Annotated in this window: 13 protein-coding genes and 3 pseudogenes; 12 read left to right on the forward strand and 4 right to left on the reverse strand. The window is 55.8% G+C overall.

What is annotated here, in order from left to right; genetic code table 11:
- Window positions 1-86: 86 nt before the first annotated feature.
- The gene (locus V9K92_RS01890; protein ID WP_337353068.1) at window positions 87-1,133 is read right to left on the reverse strand and encodes a homoserine dehydrogenase; all 1,047 of its coding nucleotides are present in this window, start codon (window positions 1,131-1,133) and stop codon (window positions 87-89) included.
- Between the two features lie 29 nt (window positions 1,134-1,162).
- Window positions 1,163-2,923 carry a monovalent cation:proton antiporter-2 (CPA2) family protein gene (locus V9K92_RS01895; protein WP_337353069.1) on the reverse strand — a complete coding sequence of 587 codons (1,761 nt, stop codon included), beginning with the start codon at window positions 2,921-2,923 and terminating at the stop codon, window positions 1,163-1,165.
- Between the two features lie 359 nt (window positions 2,924-3,282).
- On the opposite strand from V9K92_RS01895, the gene V9K92_RS01900 reads away from it, so the two are divergent.
- Complete coding sequence (locus tag V9K92_RS01900; protein ID WP_337353070.1) at window positions 3,283-4,050, forward strand: alpha/beta fold hydrolase; 768 nt, start codon at window positions 3,283-3,285, stop codon at window positions 4,048-4,050.
- 428 nt (window positions 4,051-4,478) lie between these two features.
- Here V9K92_RS01900 and V9K92_RS01905 read toward each other — a convergent pair whose 3' ends face one another.
- Entirely contained in the window at window positions 4,479-4,760 is a 282-nt protein-coding gene (locus V9K92_RS01905) for a hypothetical protein (protein ID WP_337353071.1), read from the reverse strand.
- Here V9K92_RS01905 and V9K92_RS22785 point away from each other — a divergent pair.
- From V9K92_RS22785 to V9K92_RS01915, 3 genes and pseudogenes are all read left to right on the forward strand, one after another.
- Window positions 4,751-4,863: pseudogene (locus V9K92_RS22785) on the forward strand (GMC oxidoreductase); the annotation flags it as partial. The gene V9K92_RS01905 and the pseudogene V9K92_RS22785 sit on opposite strands and share 10 nt — an antisense overlap.
- 417 nt (window positions 4,864-5,280) lie before the next feature.
- Window positions 5,281-5,640, forward strand: a complete 360-nt coding sequence (locus V9K92_RS01910) for a VOC family protein (protein ID WP_337353072.1) — start codon at window positions 5,281-5,283, stop codon at window positions 5,638-5,640.
- 309 nt (window positions 5,641-5,949) lie between these two features.
- Window positions 5,950-6,436 (forward strand): annotated as a pseudogene (locus V9K92_RS01915) (ABC transporter ATP-binding protein); the annotation flags it as partial.
- Window positions 6,437-6,598: 162 nt separating this feature from the next.
- On the opposite strand, the gene V9K92_RS01920 reads toward V9K92_RS01915, so the two are convergent.
- Window positions 6,599-7,747, reverse strand: a complete 1,149-nt coding sequence (locus V9K92_RS01920; RefSeq protein WP_337353073.1) for a mandelate racemase/muconate lactonizing enzyme family protein — start codon at window positions 7,745-7,747, stop codon at window positions 6,599-6,601.
- A 63-nt stretch (window positions 7,748-7,810) separates the two neighbouring features.
- Here V9K92_RS01920 and V9K92_RS01925 point away from each other — a divergent pair, with 63 nt between their 5' ends.
- The 8 genes and pseudogenes from V9K92_RS01925 to V9K92_RS01960 all read left to right on the forward strand — a co-directional run bounded on the left by V9K92_RS01925 (window position 7,811) and on the right by V9K92_RS01960 (window position 16,727).
- On the forward strand, window positions 7,811-8,509 hold the full coding sequence (locus V9K92_RS01925; protein WP_337353074.1) for a GntR family transcriptional regulator: 699 nt from the start codon (window positions 7,811-7,813) through the stop codon (window positions 8,507-8,509).
- Between the two features lie 111 nt (window positions 8,510-8,620).
- Entirely contained in the window at window positions 8,621-9,859 is a 1,239-nt protein-coding gene (locus V9K92_RS01930; protein WP_337353075.1) for an ABC transporter substrate-binding protein, read from the forward strand.
- A 135-nt stretch (window positions 9,860-9,994) separates the two neighbouring features.
- A complete protein-coding gene (locus V9K92_RS01935) occupies window positions 9,995-10,711 on the forward strand; it encodes a carbohydrate ABC transporter permease (protein WP_337353076.1) in 717 nt (238 codons plus the stop codon).
- 138 nt (window positions 10,712-10,849) lie between these two features.
- Window positions 10,850-11,695, forward strand: a complete 846-nt coding sequence (locus V9K92_RS01940) for a carbohydrate ABC transporter permease (RefSeq protein WP_337353077.1) — start codon at window positions 10,850-10,852, stop codon at window positions 11,693-11,695.
- 14 nt (window positions 11,696-11,709) lie between these two features.
- A pseudogene (locus tag V9K92_RS01945) lies at window positions 11,710-12,788 on the forward strand (ABC transporter ATP-binding protein).
- Window positions 12,789-13,292: 504 nt separating this feature from the next.
- The gene (locus tag V9K92_RS01950; RefSeq protein ID WP_337353078.1) at window positions 13,293-13,526 is read left to right on the forward strand and encodes a hypothetical protein; all 234 of its coding nucleotides are present in this window, start codon (window positions 13,293-13,295) and stop codon (window positions 13,524-13,526) included.
- 689 nt (window positions 13,527-14,215) lie between these two features.
- On the forward strand, window positions 14,216-15,283 hold the full coding sequence (locus V9K92_RS01955; RefSeq protein WP_337353079.1) for a Fic family protein: 1,068 nt from the start codon (window positions 14,216-14,218) through the stop codon (window positions 15,281-15,283).
- Window positions 15,284-15,758: 475 nt separating this feature from the next.
- Window positions 15,759-16,727, forward strand: a complete 969-nt coding sequence (locus tag V9K92_RS01960; protein WP_337353485.1) for an AAA family ATPase — start codon at window positions 15,759-15,761, stop codon at window positions 16,725-16,727.
- Window position 16,728: the final 1 nt, after the last annotated feature.

Genomic DNA, 16,728 nt, shown 5'->3' on the forward strand with positions numbered 1-16,728 from the left:
CTCCGCAAAGGAGCTTCGAAGCTGCCAAGATCCTCGAACCCTACATGACAATGGCCCGCAAGCTGAATTTTATCATGGTGAGGCCTTTACTTCGATACGTGTTCGGCGGCCCGCGCCGTCAGAATGTGCTCAAGATCCTTCAGCGCAGCGGCGGCTGTAGCCAGAGGCTCTTTGCCGGATCCTATCGCGATCGTTTCTCCCATCGCGTCGGTGACGATGCGGATAGCCTTGTCCTTACCGCGGATGTTCGCGAACGGGTCCGCGAGCGGATATATTCGGATGCCTACACCCGCATGGAATGTGCCGTCCACACGCGTAAGACTTCCCACGAGTTTCGGAACGAGCCCCTCGCTGCGCCACGCCTCGATACGGTCCCCGGTGACCGACTGCATGCCCTCGACGGTCAGGTCGTCCATCGTCAGATTGGCGCCGAGGCCGAAATTGGCGAGGATCAGCAGCTTGCAGGCTGTGTCCCACCCTTGCGTGTCGTTTCGCGGATCGGCTTCGGCAAAGCCGCCGAGCTGAGCCTCGCGCAAAGCAACATCGAAGCCGATCCCACGCGCCATCATAGCGTCGAGCAGGTAGTTGGTCGTGGCATTTAGAATGCCTTCGACCCTAAGCACCTTGCAGCCCTTGAGGCTGTGATCCACGAGGTCGATCGTCGGCAGGGCCGCCGCCGCGGCGCCGCTGAGCTTCAGCATCGCGCCCGAATTTTGGGCAAGCTCGCGCAGTTGCCGTCCGCTATGAACCAGCGCGCCTTTCGATATCACGATTGTGTCGCGTCCGGCCGACAGGGACAAGCTGATATATGCGAGCCCCGGCCCGCCCGTGCGAAAATCGCTCGGCCCCGCCTCGATCAGGATATCGGCGCTGCTCGCTGCAATAAAGTCAGGACCAGACAAGCCTTCCTCAAGACTACCCAGGCTATTTGCCTCGAGACCGTTTTCATCTCTAAGACCGGAACGCGACCCACAGGCTGCAACCAGACGGACATCCGCCCCATAGACCTGGCGATAACGCTCCCGACGGGACAGAAGCAGGTTTGCTGTCGCGCGTCCTACGTTCCCCAAGCCCGCAATGGCGACTCTATATGTCTGCAAGGGCCGTTCCTTGGTTCTGAGCTCTGTCGACATGCCGCGCGACCGGTACGAGCACTCGATGTCTACTGCGAGGCCGACGCGTTGCAGGGTTGCGGAACTGGTTCAATATGAAGGCGATCGCGTCCCGACATATGGTCTCCCTGCACTTGTTCTGTTAGGCGAGCTTGGTCTCTTCTACGGATATCTGTCGCCGTTTCCGAAATATCACTTTCAATGAACCCTAGTGCCTTCAGCCCTTCCGCTCCCATAAGATAGGCTGACTCTACTGTCTCGCGGATCTGCAAGTCCACGCCGGCCCTGATCAGTTCAACGGCATGAACGCGATCATAGCTTCGCACGAGAACCTTCGCCTGTGGAAACTCGTGCTGCACCAATTCCACAATCTGCATGGTGTCTTTCGGATCATCAATACATATCATCACCGCGTCGGCGTACTGCGCACCGGAGTGGCGCAGGGTGTCGAGCCGGGTGCCGTCCCCGAAGAACACTTTAAAGCCAAACCGCGCCGCATCCTGGATACTTGCCGGACTCGTATCGATTACCGACAGGCTGACCCCTTTGGACAGCAGAAGTTGAGAAGCGACCTGACCGAACCGGCCGAAACCGATCATTAGCACTCGCCCGTTCAGATCTTGGGCGACATCGACACCGTCCATGGACGCTTGCTTTCGCTGCAGACGGTCTGTCGCAACCATGATCAACGGCGTCAGAGCCATGGAAAATATCACCACGGTGGTAAACAGCGCGTTTTCACGCACATCAATTATGCCGCCTGTTGTAGCGGCAGCATAGAGCACGAAGGCGAATTCGCCGCCTTGAAGGAACATCGATGTCCGGTGCAATGCCTGGCGATTGGAACTGTGGAACAGGCGCGCAACCGCATAAACGACGGCGCCTTTTGCGATCGTGAATGCGACCAGCATGGACAGCAGAAGCCGCCATTCGGCGACAACGACGACAAGATCTAGCGACATCCCGACGGCCAGGAAGAACAGGCCCATAAGAAGGCCCCGGAACGGCTCGATATCACTCTCGATCTGGTGGCGGTAGCTGGAACTCGACAGCATCACCCCGGCGACGAAAGCGCCCATCGCCATGGACAGGCCAACCACATCCATCAGCATTGCGGCCCCCAGAACCACGAGCAGCGCGCCGGCCGACATCACCTCGCGCGTTCGCGTCCGTGCCAGCAAGGCGAAGAATGGGTTCAGCCCCCATCTAGACGCACCCAGAAGTATGAGCAAAGCGCCGAGCGCCCACAGGATTTCCATCCAGCCCGACTGGCCCTGGGTTAGGGGCGACAAGAAAGCGACAACTGCCAGAAGCGGGACGATCATCAGATCCTCGAAGAGGAGGATCGAAACCGATTTTTGGCCCTCGACACTCGAAATCTCACCGCGATTCTGAAGCACCGACATGATGACGGCTGTCGAGGAGAGGACAAAACCTGACCCGGCGACGAAGGCTACCGGGCCGGACAGAGCGAAGACGAACATACCAGTCAGTGCAAGTGAAGCGATCGCTAGGGCGACCTGCACGAGCCCCAGACCGAATATTTGGCCACGCATAGCCCACAGCTTTAACGGGCGCAACTCCAGTCCGATCACGAACAGGAACATTACCACTCCGAGTTCGGAAAAATGCAGTATGGACAGGGCGTCCGTAAACAGGCCGAGTACTGAGGGCCCGACAAGCACACCGGCTGCAAAATAGCCCAGCACCGACCCGAGGCCGAGCCGCTCAAACAACGGTACCGCGACAACAGCCGCTCCCATCAGGACGATCGCAGGTCCGATCATCTGCCCCAAGCTCGCTTCAGCCATGCATTCGCCTTTCGATTTGACGGTGTGACCAACCGGCACAGCAGACGGCACCGTTCTGATCTCGCGTTGCACGAGTCTATAATCGCCGACAGCGAAATCGCGAGCGTCATGCGAGTCAAAGTACTGTTTTCGCTTCGTTGATCGCTCGTTTCGTGAACGTTATTGGTAGCGTTGCGGAGACTGCCTGAATAGTCGCGTGGACTGCAAAAGTCTGTCGCGAATAGAGGAACGCCAAAACCCTAGCTGCTTTGCTGATTTTCTGTCAACGTACAGAACCGAAGACTGGTGGGCTGCTCTCAAGTCGTGCTTCAGCATTCGTTTTCATCGCATATGTACAACGAACGTACTTGGAGATTTTCATGCCTAATCTCGCCGTCATAGCCGTCGTCGCAAGCGCCTTTCTATCTGGAACTGCGGTTGCGCAACAAGCAAAGCCAACGATTGTTCTCGTGCATGGGGCGTTCGCCGATTCGTCAAGCTGGAACGGAGTGATCACTCGGCTTCAGCAAGGCGGATACAAAGCAGTTGCAGTTGCCAATCCGCTGCGCAGCGTCTCGGTCGACGCCCAGCTTGTTTCGGATGTGGTCGACGACATCGACGGACCGGTGGTTCTCGTCGGACATTCCTATGGTGGTCAGGTAATTTCAAATGCCGCGAAAGGACTTGAAAACGTCAAGTCGCTCGTCTACGTGGCGGCTTTCGCACCGGACGCTGGAGAAGCGGCAGCTGACCTGGCGGGCAAGTTTCCAGGTGGTACGCTCGGGGAAGCGCTGGCGCCACCGGTCAAGCTGTCTGGGGGTGGAGTTGATCTCTATATTGACCAGGCAAAATTCCATGACCAGTTTGCTCACGACGTTCCATCCGAGGCTGCTGCACTGATGGCAGCGGGCCAAAGGCCGATCACTGAAGCCGCACTTACGGAGAAATCCGGTGAACCGGCCTGGAAAACACTCCCGTCCTATTTTGTCTATGGTGACGCCGATAAGAACATACCCGCAAAGGCACTCGGGTTCATGGCCGATCGAGCGGGCTCGAAGCGTACGATTGTCGTTGAAGGAGCGTCGCACGTGGTCATGGTTTCAAAACCGGAGGTCGTGGCGGATCTGATCGAGGAAGCCGCAAAATAATTTGCGCCGGTCTGGCTTCTGGTCTGTGCACCGTCGGGAGGTGTGCGAGACAGGATAAATCAAGGTTATGGTTGTCCCTCCGGAGGAAAAATCAGGCAGCCGAGGATCATTTATTGCCGACACACTGGCGCTTCTTCTGTTCTTCACGACAACAGGTGCAATCACGAGCGGATGATCGCGGGAATGACATGGGAGCAGGTCTTCATGCCCGGTTGCTGGGAGCAGTTCTTAAGATGCTTGTTGCGCGGCCTTATGGCATTCGGCGTGATGGTTCGTGCTGCATGCCGGGCCGACGAAGCTGTCGCGGCTATTCTGGGCCACCGCTGCCCTCATGACGTTCCAGGTGCCGATTTACGCAGCCATTATCGCGGTAAGCGGCGCTGAAGGAAACGGTTCCTGAGTGGTATGCGGATGTTACCCTAAAGAACTCAAGGCCTGAAATCTCGTTGCTCCATTGTTTGCCCATCTGTCGCGATCGCTGTGTTGGGTGAAACCTCGATCCAGCCTTCCACATTCTCATCAAGTGGTTCCGAGCTTATAACAATACCATCGTCTCGAATTTGGTAGAACAGACTTGCCATCGAGATCAAGGCAGCGGGGCGGTTGGTCATGGACGATCCCCCCGCTGCCGTCACGCCACATGCCGCCTGCCAAGGTGCGGGCTTTTCTGGATTTTGTTCAACGAACTGCGGCGACGTAGCGTAGGGCATTGATCGACTTTATCCGGCGTTCGGCCGCGACCTTTGGCATCAATCCTGCACAGGCAAAATGGGACGCGACAGCATGTCGGTGGTCGACAACCAACTCAAGGTCGGTGCCCCGTGTCGGTTCGCATGAAACCGGGGAATTGTAAAGAAATGAGTCTGCGGAGTTACTTAGCGAAACCTACCTGATTGGCCTCATCATTTGACCGGCAACTCTTTAGTGGATTATAAAGAGCCTTCCTTTGGCTGGCTTGACTCTTTAGAAAGAGGGAACAAAAGAGGAGCACAAGCAATTTTAGGAGACATTAAGTCCATGCACCGCGAGCTGTGGAGGTGTATGGACGATGTCGTGCGCACACAATCCTCGGTCATTGAGGAAACTTATGTGCCCGAACTAATGTCGTGGTCAAGGGATTCCTAACAGTCCGCTGCGAAACGCTAAATCGACAAACTTGCCGTGAATCATGCTCACGGGAACCTTTCTAGTCGAGCTGCATTCCTGCCAAGTCTGGCTGGAGAAGAATAAATGAACCTGCAGAAGATCTACTCCGCATTGCTCACTACCAACCTTGTGGCAGCCGAAGGCTGGTATACGAAGCTGCTTGGCCGTGGACCAGATTACCGGCCGATGGATACGCTGTTGCACTGGGAGTTGTTCGACCAGGGCGGGCTCATGCTCTCAAGTAGCGCAGAGATCGCTGGGCGGGGTGTGATCTTCATTTACGTGGATGATCTCACGGCCGAGCGTCGCCGGCTGCAGGGCCTGGGAATCGTGCTCGGGAAGGACAATGAGGGCGACTATTCGACGCTCGCGCAGGTGCGCGACCCCGACGGCAACCTCATCACGCTGGCGACGCCGCCCCGCGGCCGCTTTCCGTCGGCATAATAGCGCTGCAGCCAGCTTTCTCGAACTCAGTCAGGCTTCCCGCTCTCAGACCTTTCCTCACCCTCTCAGGAGTGCGAGAATGGCTCCGACCTCCGCGACGCTCATACCGAAGCGGATCGGTTGTAATTAAACGATTTTATATGCCAGCTCATATGTCACATGGCCCGCAGAGGGTCCGAACTCCACCCATAGGATTCCGTATAGTAGTCACCCGTGATAGAATTTGCCGCGTGTTGAGTTGTTCTTATTGGGGTTGCGGCCTGAAGGTGCTCCTATTCCAGCCGTTGAGTCCTCAGAGCTCGAGCAACGATGTCGATCTCAGATGCGATCTACCCTCCATTCGATCCCGCCTCTGGGTATCCCCTACCGGCCTTGCCCTTCAATGGGCCCATAACCCTCCTTCTGCACTTCATTTCGATGTTTCGCGGCGTTCTCGTTGCACTGGCGCTTTGCTCCATGGCGATCGAGGTTATAAATCTTAGTATCGCCTGCAGGCTTTCAGTTATCGTCGACGGCGTGGCCAAACATGGCGCTTCAGCCTTTCTGCGAGAGGCATGGCCGCTTCTGACATTTCTTGGTCGGCTTCTTTTCCTGGGACGTCGCCTTCTGTGATCTCTTTGCCCGACAGGTTGCTTCGGGCCTGTCGCAGGTCGCATCGGCCATCCAACAACAGATCATTGTGGCATTCCAGTCGACACCGCGCTCCTGCTGCAAATACTCGGGTCGATGATCCTGCTCAGCGCGCTATCCTGGCAGCTAGCCCTTCCTGTATTTTATCTGGATCACGTTCAATGTGCACTCGCCCAGAAAATTTGAATGTGGCTTTAATATAGGGAAGAATAATCCGCTTGCTTGAAGGCACCGCGTTCAATTTGAACCATCCGAGACACACAACAAAATATGGACAGGATATGTCTGGTGTGGATGATGAACATCGTCGTTCCTGCATTTTTAGTGATTAAAGCAGGTCTTTGATTGGAAGACGATCGTTCTTCGGAGCTGGACCAAGTTGTGATCGATCCAGCCGTGTAGGTCTGGTCCATTCATGCCTTGCTTCTTCAGAGAGCACAAGCCCATGGCCTGGCCTGTCCGGAGCATAGGCATATCCGTCACGAATTTCGATCGGGGTTTCCACCAAATGGTCGAAATTCTGGAAGGAGTATTCCAACCATTCGACCTCTGGCAGGGCAGTCGCCATATGTACACCAACTTCAAGGAAAGTGTTGCCGAGGCTCACTGGAATGCCCATTTCTGCGGCCAGCCAGCCGATGCGCATGACATCGGTTACCTGTCCGTGGACATTGAGAATATCCGTGCCGTGGTTTTCCAGAAGCATGCGCTTGCCGGACAGGTCGAGATATTCGCCGCTATTGATCTGGGTCCAGTTGGCGGCGTGACGCAGCGTGCGCAGTCCCTCGAAATCGTGGCGCAGAATTGGATCTTCGACCCAGAGGAGATCATGACCGGCGTCGCGGATCGCCATGAGTTTGACCAACGCCTCCTTCGAGCTCCACGCCTCATTGGGGTCGATCATGATCAGTGACCCCTCTGGCACCGATTGCCGAAGCAGGTCGAGCCGCTTTAGATCACGCTTGAAGTTGGGGTGGCCGACTTTGATTTTGAACGCCGTGTATCCGATGCTTGAGGCATAGGAAAACAATGCACAGAATGCCTCATCACTCAGGTGGAAATCGAGGCCGCTGGCATAGGCGCGGACACGATCCCGTCTGCTTCCCAGCAGTTGGTGCAGCGCCATGCCAGCCTGCTTTGCGGCGAGGTCCCAAAGGGCAACCTGCAGTGCTTCATGAAACGGCAGCGAAAATGCCCGTTGGTTTCCGCCACGTGGCCGGTTGACACGGTGCACGAGGCCTATCGCCTTGTTGCCCTTGATCATTGGCCAGACTTCATTTTCGAAGACCGCTTCTATCTCGGCCTGATCGGGCAGAGGATGGAAGAGCGTCTGGATGAATCCCAGTCCGACTTCACCGGTTTCAGAGATAAGTTCGAGGGCCGCAACGTTGGCGTCATCGGCGCGAACTTGACTGTCGCCAATTACGCGGTCGCGGGCGAACTGAAATCGGGTTATACGGAACTGTGAAATTGTCATAGCGGGCTCTCTGATCGCTTAAATAGGTTTACTGATCTATCAGAAGGGGAAATTTCTGTCATCATGAAAAAATTGTCGGACCGGCAAAATGTAAACCCAGGCCCCCATAACGCAGGGGCACCGCGTCTCAGCGACATCGCTTACGAGCGTATTCTCGAAAGCTTGTTCGAGCGAAAGGTCCCCGTCGGGGCGTTTATTTCACAAAACGAGCTCTCAGCAATCGTTGACGTGCCCGTCGCCCCATTGCGGGATGCGTTGCGGGTACTGGAAGCCGAGGGCATCCTGACCATTCATCCACGGTCCGGAATTCAGTTTATCCGGCCCGGCCTGGAACTTACACGCTCTACCTATCAGTTTCGCTCCATTGTCGAGCGCGCGGCGGTGCGGGTGTTTGCAGAAGAGGCAGATGAGAACATCACCAATGCTCTGGAAGTCAGGCATTCCCGCCTTTTACGGCGCATTGAACGCGATGGCATTGGGCCGGAACAGCTTCTTGAAATGGATGCGCTGGAGCTCGATTTGCACGGCCACATCATCCAGGCTCTGCGTAACCCTTTGATAGATAGCGCCTACCGACGCATGCACAATTACCTGCGGTTGCTTCGATTGGAGCGGAAGGTGACCGCCCCAATCATCATGCGGACGTTAAAGGAGCATCTCGATATTCTTGAAGCATGCGCCACGAGAAATGCGGATGCCGCTGAAAAAGCATTGCAGGCGCATTTTCAGGCAGCGATGCAGCGCAACCTCGGACTGGTCTAAATCAGCGTCACTGTTCGAAGAGACTTTACCGGCATTGTTGCAGAGATAAAAAAATGGTGCTACCTTTCACTGATCGATCAGATGGGGAGTCTGATCACTTGGGAGGTTGCAATGCATCTGAGCAAACGCGAATTTCTGGCAGCAAGTGCAGTATTGGCCCTGGCGGCGGGTCTGCGCAGCGCCAACGCAGCGACGGCGATCAATTACTGGCACCATTTCGCCAGCCAGTCGGAGATGGCGGGTCTGGCAAAAATCATCCAGCTGTTTGCAGCAGCAAATCCGGATATTTCGGTGACGCAGGAAAGTATTCCGAATTCGGAATATATGGCGAAGGTCTCTTCCGCTGTTGTCGCGGGCGGCCGCCCCGACACAGGTATGGTGATTGCCGAGCGCTTTGCAGACTTGACCGCAATGGGCGCACTTGTCGACATCAGCGAGCGTGTCAACGCATGGCAAGGCAAGGCCAACCTTCCGGACAACCGCTGGACTGGAATGTCGAACGAGGGCGCGATCTATGCGGTACCCGCCTATGCCTTCGTTGACTGGATGTATTACAGGAAGGATTATTTCGACGAAGCTGGAATTTCCGCGCCTCCCAAAACATTTGAGGAATTCCTGTCAGTCTGCCGCAAGCTGACCGATCCATCCAAGAACCGTTACGCGTTCGGCATGCGTGGTGGCGCGGGCGGATTCAAATACGTGATCGACGTCATGGAGGCTTTCGGCTCGCCCCTCGTCAAGGACGGGCAGGCGGCCATCGACAAACCGGCGGCAGTCGAGGCGATCACCTTCTACGCGGATCTCTTCCGCAAGGAGAAAGTTGCTCCACCGAGTACGCCTAACGATAGCTATTGCCAGATCATGGAAGGTTTCAGAACCGGCCAGACGGCGATGATCTGGCACCACACCGGCTCGCTGATCGAAATATCGGCTGCCCTTAAGCCGGGCGAACAATTCGCAACGGCTCCCATGCCCGCCGGCCCTAAAGCACATATCGCTCGCGTCGCCTATGCTGGTAACGGGATCTTCAAGGAAGACAATATCGAGGCTGCGTGGAAGTGGATCAGCTTTTGGGGTGAGACTGATGCGGCCATCGCGCTTCTCGAGGCAACCGGCTATTTCCCGGCATCCACCGCCGCGCTGAAAGATCCGCGGATCACAGGAAATCCAATTTACGCCGCGGCAACGCAGACGCTCGAATTCGGACGCCTGCCGAACAGCTTCGTCGGCGCGGCGGGTTGGTCGGAAAATGTCGTCAATCCGACCTTCCAGTCCGTTCTCACGAGTCAGCTGACGCCCGAGCAAGCCGTTGATCGCATGATCGAGGGACTTGAAGCTGCCCTTCGCTAAGCACGATCAGGCGCGGTACGCCTCATCGTATCGCGCCCCAAGCAGGGACGGCGTCTGCGCCGCGTTTCAATGACTTCAAACTCACGACGCCATCCTTTCAGCAGTTTGGGAGAAATCTCGGAAACGCGTTATTGGGTGTATCTTCTTCTCCTGCCCAGTCTTCTGCTGCTGTTTCTGGTTGTTGCCTACCCGACCATCTATGGTTTCGTTATCAGCGTACGCGAAATGCGCCTAACGCGGCCGGGCCTCAATGGCTGGGTTGGGATCAAGCATTACGTTGCAATGATGTCTGATCGCGTTTTCTGGATTTCGCTGAAGAATACGGCGATCTGGGTTGCCGCGGCAGTGACGATAGAAATGACGCTCGGTTTCATCGCTGCCGTGGCACTCAATCGGAATTTGCCGGGTACGAAACTTTTCGGCGTGCTTATCCTGCTTCCGTACTTCCTGCCCAATGTCGTCGCTGGCCATATGTGGGCGCTTCTTCTCGACCCGCGCCTCGGCGTCATCAACGACATTCTCGTTCAGCTTGGCCTGCTCAGTTCCTACAAGGCCTGGTTCGCCGATCCCAACACGGCTCTTGCTGCAACCATTCTTGTCGAGGCATGGCACGGCTTCCCGTTTTTCGCGCTTCTGTTTCTGGCCGGTCTCAAAGGCATACCAGAGGACCTTTATAAGGCTGCCGCCGTCGATGGCGCGGGCTCCTTTACCAAGTTCAGATTGATCACTTTGCCGATGCTGAAGACGGTCATCACCGCTGCGGTCATCCTGCGGGTCATCAGTCTCGTCAATTCGCCTGATCTTTTGCTGGTACTCACCGGCGGCGGCCCCGGCAATTCCACACAGGTCTAGTCGCTCTACGCGTTCCAGACCGCCTATCGCGACTTCAATTTCGGTTACGCAGGCGCTCTTTCGGTCGTGATGTTCTTCATCCTGATGGTCTTCGCAACGATCTACATCCGCCTGTCGCGCATAACGAAAGAATGAGCCATGTTTAAAAGCAATCGCAGCAGGCGAATGGCAGCCGATATCCTGACTTACTTCGTTCTTTGCACCTTGGCAGCGTTTTGTCTTGGCCCCATGGTCTGGATGTTTTTGACATCGCTGAAGCCAGAGGCCGATATCGTCACCTCCCAGATGCAGTATATCCCGACGCACATCACGTTCGAAAACTATGTCGCGATTTGGACCCAGTCGAACTTTCCGGTGCTGATTACCAACAGCCTCATCGTCACCACCGTTACGGTCGCGATCTGCGTCGTCACGGGCACGCCTGCCGCTTACGCCTTTTCGCGCCTGGTGTTTCGTGGCCGCAACACCATCATGCTGGGATATCTCCTGATACGCATGTTCCCCGCCGTGATGATGATTATCCCGCTTTACGTCATGATGAGAACCGTGGGCCTGGTCGATAGCAGGTTTGGTCTGGCTCTCGCCTATACCAGTTTCCTGCTGCCGCTTTTTGTCTGGATGCTGAAAGGCTTTTTCGATGCCGCGCCGAAGGAACTTGAAAGTGCGGCGCGCATCGACGGATCAACGCGTCTCGGCGCCATGGTGCGCATTGTCCTTCCTTTGGCAAGAAACGGTCTCGTCGCAAGCTCCGTCTTCATCGCCATTGCCGCGTGGAACGAGTTCATCTTCGCTCTCATGCTGACCACAGGGCAGGGCTCACGCACATGGCCCGTCGGGCTTCAGTTGATGGTTGGAGAGTTCCAGCTTCCCTGGGGTGTTCTGGCCGCAGGCGGCATTCTCAGCATTCTACCCGTCATGCTTCTGTTTGCGATCGTCCAGCGGGCCATGGTCCAGGGGCTCACCGCCGGAGCCATCAAAGGCTAAAGGAAAAATATAACATGGCTACCCTTTCACTCAAAGACGTCCGCAAGTCTTATGGTGCAGTTCAAGTTTTGCACGGTATCGACATCGAGCTTGAAGACGGTGGTTTTCTCGTGCTCCTCGGGCCTTCGGGTTGTGGCAAGTCCACCTTGCTCAACATCATCGCCGGTCTCGATGAGACCTCGAGTGGTGATATCCTCATTGGCGGACGCTCGGTTTCCAACCTGCCGCCGAAGGATCGTAACATCGCAATGGTGTTTCAGTCCTATGCGCTCTACCCGACAATGTCGGTGGAGCGAAACATCGGTTTCGGTCTTGAAATGCGCGGTACATCCGTCGATCAGCGGCGCGAAGCCGTAGCCTGTGCGGCGGATATGCTGCAGGTTACCCATCTGCTTGATCGCAAACCTGCAAACCTTTCAGGTGGCCAGCGCCAGCGTGTCGCGATGGGTCGCGCCATCGTTCGTGATCCGGATCTGTTTTTGTTCGATGAACCGCTCTCCAATCTGGACGCCAAACTCAGAGTGGAGATGAGGACTGAGATCAAGCGTCTCCATGAGCGTTTGGGCACGAGCATTGTTTACGTCACCCACGACCAGATCGAAGCCATGACACTTGCCACGAAAGTGGCTGTCATGAAAGGTGGGCATATCCAACAGTTGGCCGATCCACGCACCATCTATGAACGCCCAGCCAACATGTTCGTCGCCGGTTTTATCGGTTCGCCTGCAATGAATTTCTGAACGGGCGCTTGGGACGCGGCAAGTCTGGCTGGCAATTTATGGCAAAGGATATTTGCCTGGATCTGAGGCGGAGCGACGCAAAACTGGAAGAGCAGGAGGTGATCCTCGGCATCCGCCCAGAAGAATTCAAAGTTGTCTATCACGACATAGCGGCTGCTTTCCATGGCAAAATTGATGTTGTCGAGCCCACCGGCCCCGACACCATGCTCACCAGTCTCATCGGAGGCCAAAGCGTAATCGCCCGATTGGAACCGCGTTTTGCGGGTAGACGCGGAGACGATGTCTCCTTCACCGTCGATCCGACCAGCGTCAACCTTTTTGACCCGCAGACGCAATTAAGGGTGCCCTGGTGAAGGTGGTGGTCAATCGGATATGCCCTGCAACCCTTTGTGTTAGACGTTGAAGCGGTAGCGGCCAATTTAAAACACTTACAGAAAAAATGGGCGCCCATCGACATCTAAGTCTAGGCCTTCAAATGTACCATCGAGGGCAACAGCTGAGGTGGAGCTGTACACGCTGGACTTAAATTAGGGTAGGCAGCTTTATCATACCTTAAAAGCGAGGACTTTTCCGTGACGGCATCCTGGATGAATGGCCGGACCCCCTTGAACGCTATCTGATGATGACAAGTACGAAAACTGGCCCCAAGGCGATTCTAGTTAGTTTCAGGGGCCGTGGAACGTCGGGACGACATCTAGTCTTAACATGTGGAATTCTTCCACGCCCGAGTGGCTGCGCGCGAACGTTCCTGAGGATCTGCTCAATCACGGCCTCGATACTCATCGCGGAGGTATCCAACCACAGCCCTTCACGGGGCGTATCGTTCTGAAGAGCCTCAGCAAGCACGTTAGGGGGAAGTGTTCTCCATAGCCCGTCTTGTGCCGCTCGGCGTTACGTCGGGCGAGCGTCGCCATGTCGGGGTTGAGCACAACTATACATGGGTCGATATCGGCAAGCGCCTGCTTGGGGCGGACAAAATCCGCACCGATCAGGATGTCCTGATATACCGTGAATCCGGCGCCGATGAACCGTCGGACCGCACATGTCTTGCCGAGGGTGGAGCTGCCCCATCACCGCTCCGCCCTTGGTGATCATGCGCAGGAACGCGTCACCGCCAACATGCGCCGACTTATCGAATCGCTGAACCAGGGCTTGGCTATGGTGGACTTGCCAGGGGCCATCGCGCCGGTGATGACATAGAATGGTGCAATCATGGCAATCCTTTCATGTCGCAAGGCAACTTCGCTCGTCAAGGAAGCCTTGTTGGCCCGCTTAGAGATATTGTAGACTTTGAGGAGCCAATCAAAAACGGCCGAAAATCGGCTTTTATCGGCGTTTTCAAAGGAAGGTTTCCTGACAACTTTCCTCATTGTAAGCATCATAATCTGTACGTCGTGCGTTCGTCTCCACCGAAAGCGGGCAGGCATGTGTCGAGCGTAATTTGGGGAAGCGCAGTTTCGGCATGGTAGCCAACTTTAAGCAGCCTTCACGCCGGCCTCGTAGAAGAAAACCCAATTAAGCACCTGTGTGACACCAGCAAAAGGTTGACAACGTCCTCGGTCAAGCTGGATGCCCGAGCTTCCCGGCTCCGATCTACGCGAGCTCTCTGAGGTCAAAGCGGAGATGGCACCAACTGATCTCGGCCGACTCCAACGCAATTGAGGTCGTTACCGGCGGGACCTATTCTCTTTTTGATCAGAATCACAAAGTCCTTTTATTGGATGGGAATGGATGGATTAATGGATGCCGACGTGCCATATCTGTTTTTGGATGGAAATGGATGGGTTATTGGATGCCAGCGCACGATCTCTCGAAATTGCGGATCACCCCCGAAATCCTCTCGCTGATCGCCCAGATCGACGAGTTCAAGGGGGCGTGGCGTGCCTTGGGTCGCATTGCTCCTGACCGTCTCTCCAGTTTGCGGCGGGTCGCCACGATTGAGAGCATCGGTTCGTCAACCCGTATTGAAGGCGCAAGGCTGACCGACCGCGAAGTCGAGAAACTTCTTTCGAACCTGCGCATTGGTTCATTCACAAGCCGCGATGAGCAGGAGGTCGCAGGCTATGCGGAGGTGATGGAGACCATCTTCTCGGCCTACGACACAATCCCGCTTAATGAAAATCACATCCGCCAGTTCCATCGAGACCTTCTGGCTCACTCGACCAAGGATGAGCGTCATCGCGGCAGCTGGAAGACACTCTCCAACAATGTGGAGGCTTTCGATGAAGACGGACGGAGCCTGGGCATCGTATTTGAAACTACCTCTCCTTTCGAAACACCCGGCCGGATGGCCGATCTCGTAGCCTGGCATCAGGCTCAGGAGAAAAACGGTATTTTTCATCCTCTTCTCGTTATCGCGGTTTTCGTCGTCGTTTTTCTGGAAATCCATCCATTTCAGGATGGCAATGGCCGCCTTTCAAGGGCCCTGACCACATTGCTGCTCCTTCGGGCTGGCTATGCTTATGTGCCCTACAGCTCTCTCGAAAGCGTCATCGAGCAGAACAAGGAGGCCTACTACCTGGCCCTGCGCCGTACGCAGGGGACGATCCGCACCGATCAGCAGGATTGGAACCCCTGGGTTGAGTTCTTCCTGAGAAGTCTGCAGAAACAGAAACAACGGCTGGAGCGCAAGATCGAGCGCGAACGCATCCTGCTGGGCGACTTGCCGGAGCTTTCCGTTGCGATCCTCGAACTTGCACGTGAGCGTGGTCGTGTGACCGTGTTGGAGGCGGCCAATGCCACGGGGGCAAGCCGGAATACAGTGAAGGATCATCTGCGGGCGTTGACCGAGCAGGGAAGCCTGACCCTGCATGGCGCTGGTCGTGGTACTTGGTACGGCCTGAGCTGAACGGCAGAGTGACCGGCGGATAGCCGCTAAACTATATCGTGCAGACGGTAAATGCGTCACGAGGATGGGAGAAAACTCCCAGATGGAGAACCGCGCGATCGTTATCGACATGTATTCGCCACAGATTGTCATCCGGGCCGCATAAGTCTGAAAGACGGCGGAGAATCGAATGAAGACGCTTCCCGCCGTAGCGGTCGGACTGGATGTCGTGCGTTCATTCCTTTCGTCTCGATCAATGGGCGCCTTGCTCGAATAACCCGCCAATCGTATTCAGCAACAAGACCGTCAAACACTTTAAGCATTGCGTCCGATATCGTTGTGCCAAGCGCTGTTGCGCAATCCTTTTAGTGCAGCCTCATCAATATACGTGCTATCGAGCATCTCTTCTTGAACATTTGTATTATTTGGCTATTATCCGCTATGGGCACCATAAGACCGGGAAAGTTTTATGGACGGCGTAAACCAGCATTCTTCTATGGGCGACGAGACAGGTCTCGGGCCAAGGTTTAATCAGCTTACCCAAAACCTCGAAGCCGGTTTGATAGGGAGGCTTGCTCTTGTCGACAGGTTGCTCATGGCCCTGCTCGTCGGCGGTCATGTACTGATCGAAGGCGCACCGGGGCTCGCCAAGACCAGAGCCGTCAAGCAGCTTTCAAATCACGTCGATACAACCTTTGCAAGAATACAGTGCACGCCGGATCTGATGCCAGCGGATCTGACCGGGACGCCCATATGGAGGCCGGATCAAAGCACATTCGAATTCGTCGCGGGTCCGGTATTCCATTCACTGATTCTGGTGGACGAGATCAATCGTGCTCCGCCTAAGGTACAATCGGCGCTTTTGGAGGCCATGGCCGAACAACAGGTAACAGCAGCGGGGAAGACTTATCCTTTGCCAGATCCCTTTATGGTCGTCGCCACGCAGAATCCAATTGAACATGAAGGCACTTTTCCGCTGCCCGAAGCCCAGCTTGACCGCTTTCTTTTTCACGTGACCGTCGATTTTCCGGATGCCACGTCCGAGCGCGAGATTCTCGATCTTGTCGAACAGGAGCGAGGCGGCAGTCGTCCTAGTGTCAGGGACAAGATCAGCATTGTCGAAATTCAGCAGGCAAGGCTGCAGGTTAACGCGGTTTATTTGGCGCCAGCATTGAAGGACTACATTGTCCGGTTGGTAATGGCGACCCGGGATGAAACAGGAGGTTCCGATACGAGAGCCAAGATCGAATACTCGGTGTCTCCGCGCGGTTCCCTTTCACTGGCGGCAGCCGTGAAGGCGCGCGCATTTCTCGGCGGTCGCGATTATGGCACGCCGGAAGATGTTCAGGTTCTGGCCGAAGATGTTCTGGCACATCGTCTCGGCCTGACCTGGAAAGCGATAGCGGAGGGCGAGACGCCTCGCGGCGTGATTGCGACAATCCTCGACCGTATCGCGCCCTTATAGG

The organism is Phyllobacterium sp. CCNWLW109 (assembly GCF_037203905.1).
Lineage (GTDB): Bacteria > Pseudomonadota > Alphaproteobacteria > Rhizobiales > Rhizobiaceae > Phyllobacterium > Phyllobacterium ifriqiyense.

Excerpts from the sequence above, each read along its gene's own strand:
- V9K92_RS01905 (WP_337353071.1), bottom strand. The coding sequence starts at position 4,760 with ATGCCCTACGCTACGTCGCCGCAGTTCGTTGAACAAAATCCAGAAAAG.
- V9K92_RS01920 (WP_337353073.1), bottom strand. The coding sequence starts at position 7,747 with ATGACAATTTCACAGTTCCGTATAACCCGATTTCAGTTCGCCCGCGAC.
- V9K92_RS01960 (WP_337353485.1), top strand. The coding sequence starts at position 15,759 with ATGGGCGACGAGACAGGTCTCGGGCCAAGGTTTAATCAGCTTACCCAA.
- V9K92_RS01940 (WP_337353077.1), top strand. The coding sequence starts at position 10,850 with ATGTTTAAAAGCAATCGCAGCAGGCGAATGGCAGCCGATATCCTGACT.
- V9K92_RS01890 (WP_337353068.1), bottom strand. The coding sequence starts at position 1,133 with ATGTCGACAGAGCTCAGAACCAAGGAACGGCCCTTGCAGACATATAGA.
- V9K92_RS01925 (WP_337353074.1), top strand. The coding sequence starts at position 7,811 with ATGAAAAAATTGTCGGACCGGCAAAATGTAAACCCAGGCCCCCATAAC.
- V9K92_RS01895 (WP_337353069.1), bottom strand. The coding sequence starts at position 2,923 with ATGGCTGAAGCGAGCTTGGGGCAGATGATCGGACCTGCGATCGTCCTG.
- V9K92_RS01910 (WP_337353072.1), top strand. The coding sequence starts at position 5,281 with ATGAACCTGCAGAAGATCTACTCCGCATTGCTCACTACCAACCTTGTG.
- V9K92_RS01930 (WP_337353075.1), top strand. The coding sequence starts at position 8,621 with ATGCATCTGAGCAAACGCGAATTTCTGGCAGCAAGTGCAGTATTGGCC.
- V9K92_RS01955 (WP_337353079.1), top strand. The coding sequence starts at position 14,216 with ATGGGTTATTGGATGCCAGCGCACGATCTCTCGAAATTGCGGATCACC.
- V9K92_RS01900 (WP_337353070.1), top strand. The coding sequence starts at position 3,283 with ATGCCTAATCTCGCCGTCATAGCCGTCGTCGCAAGCGCCTTTCTATCT.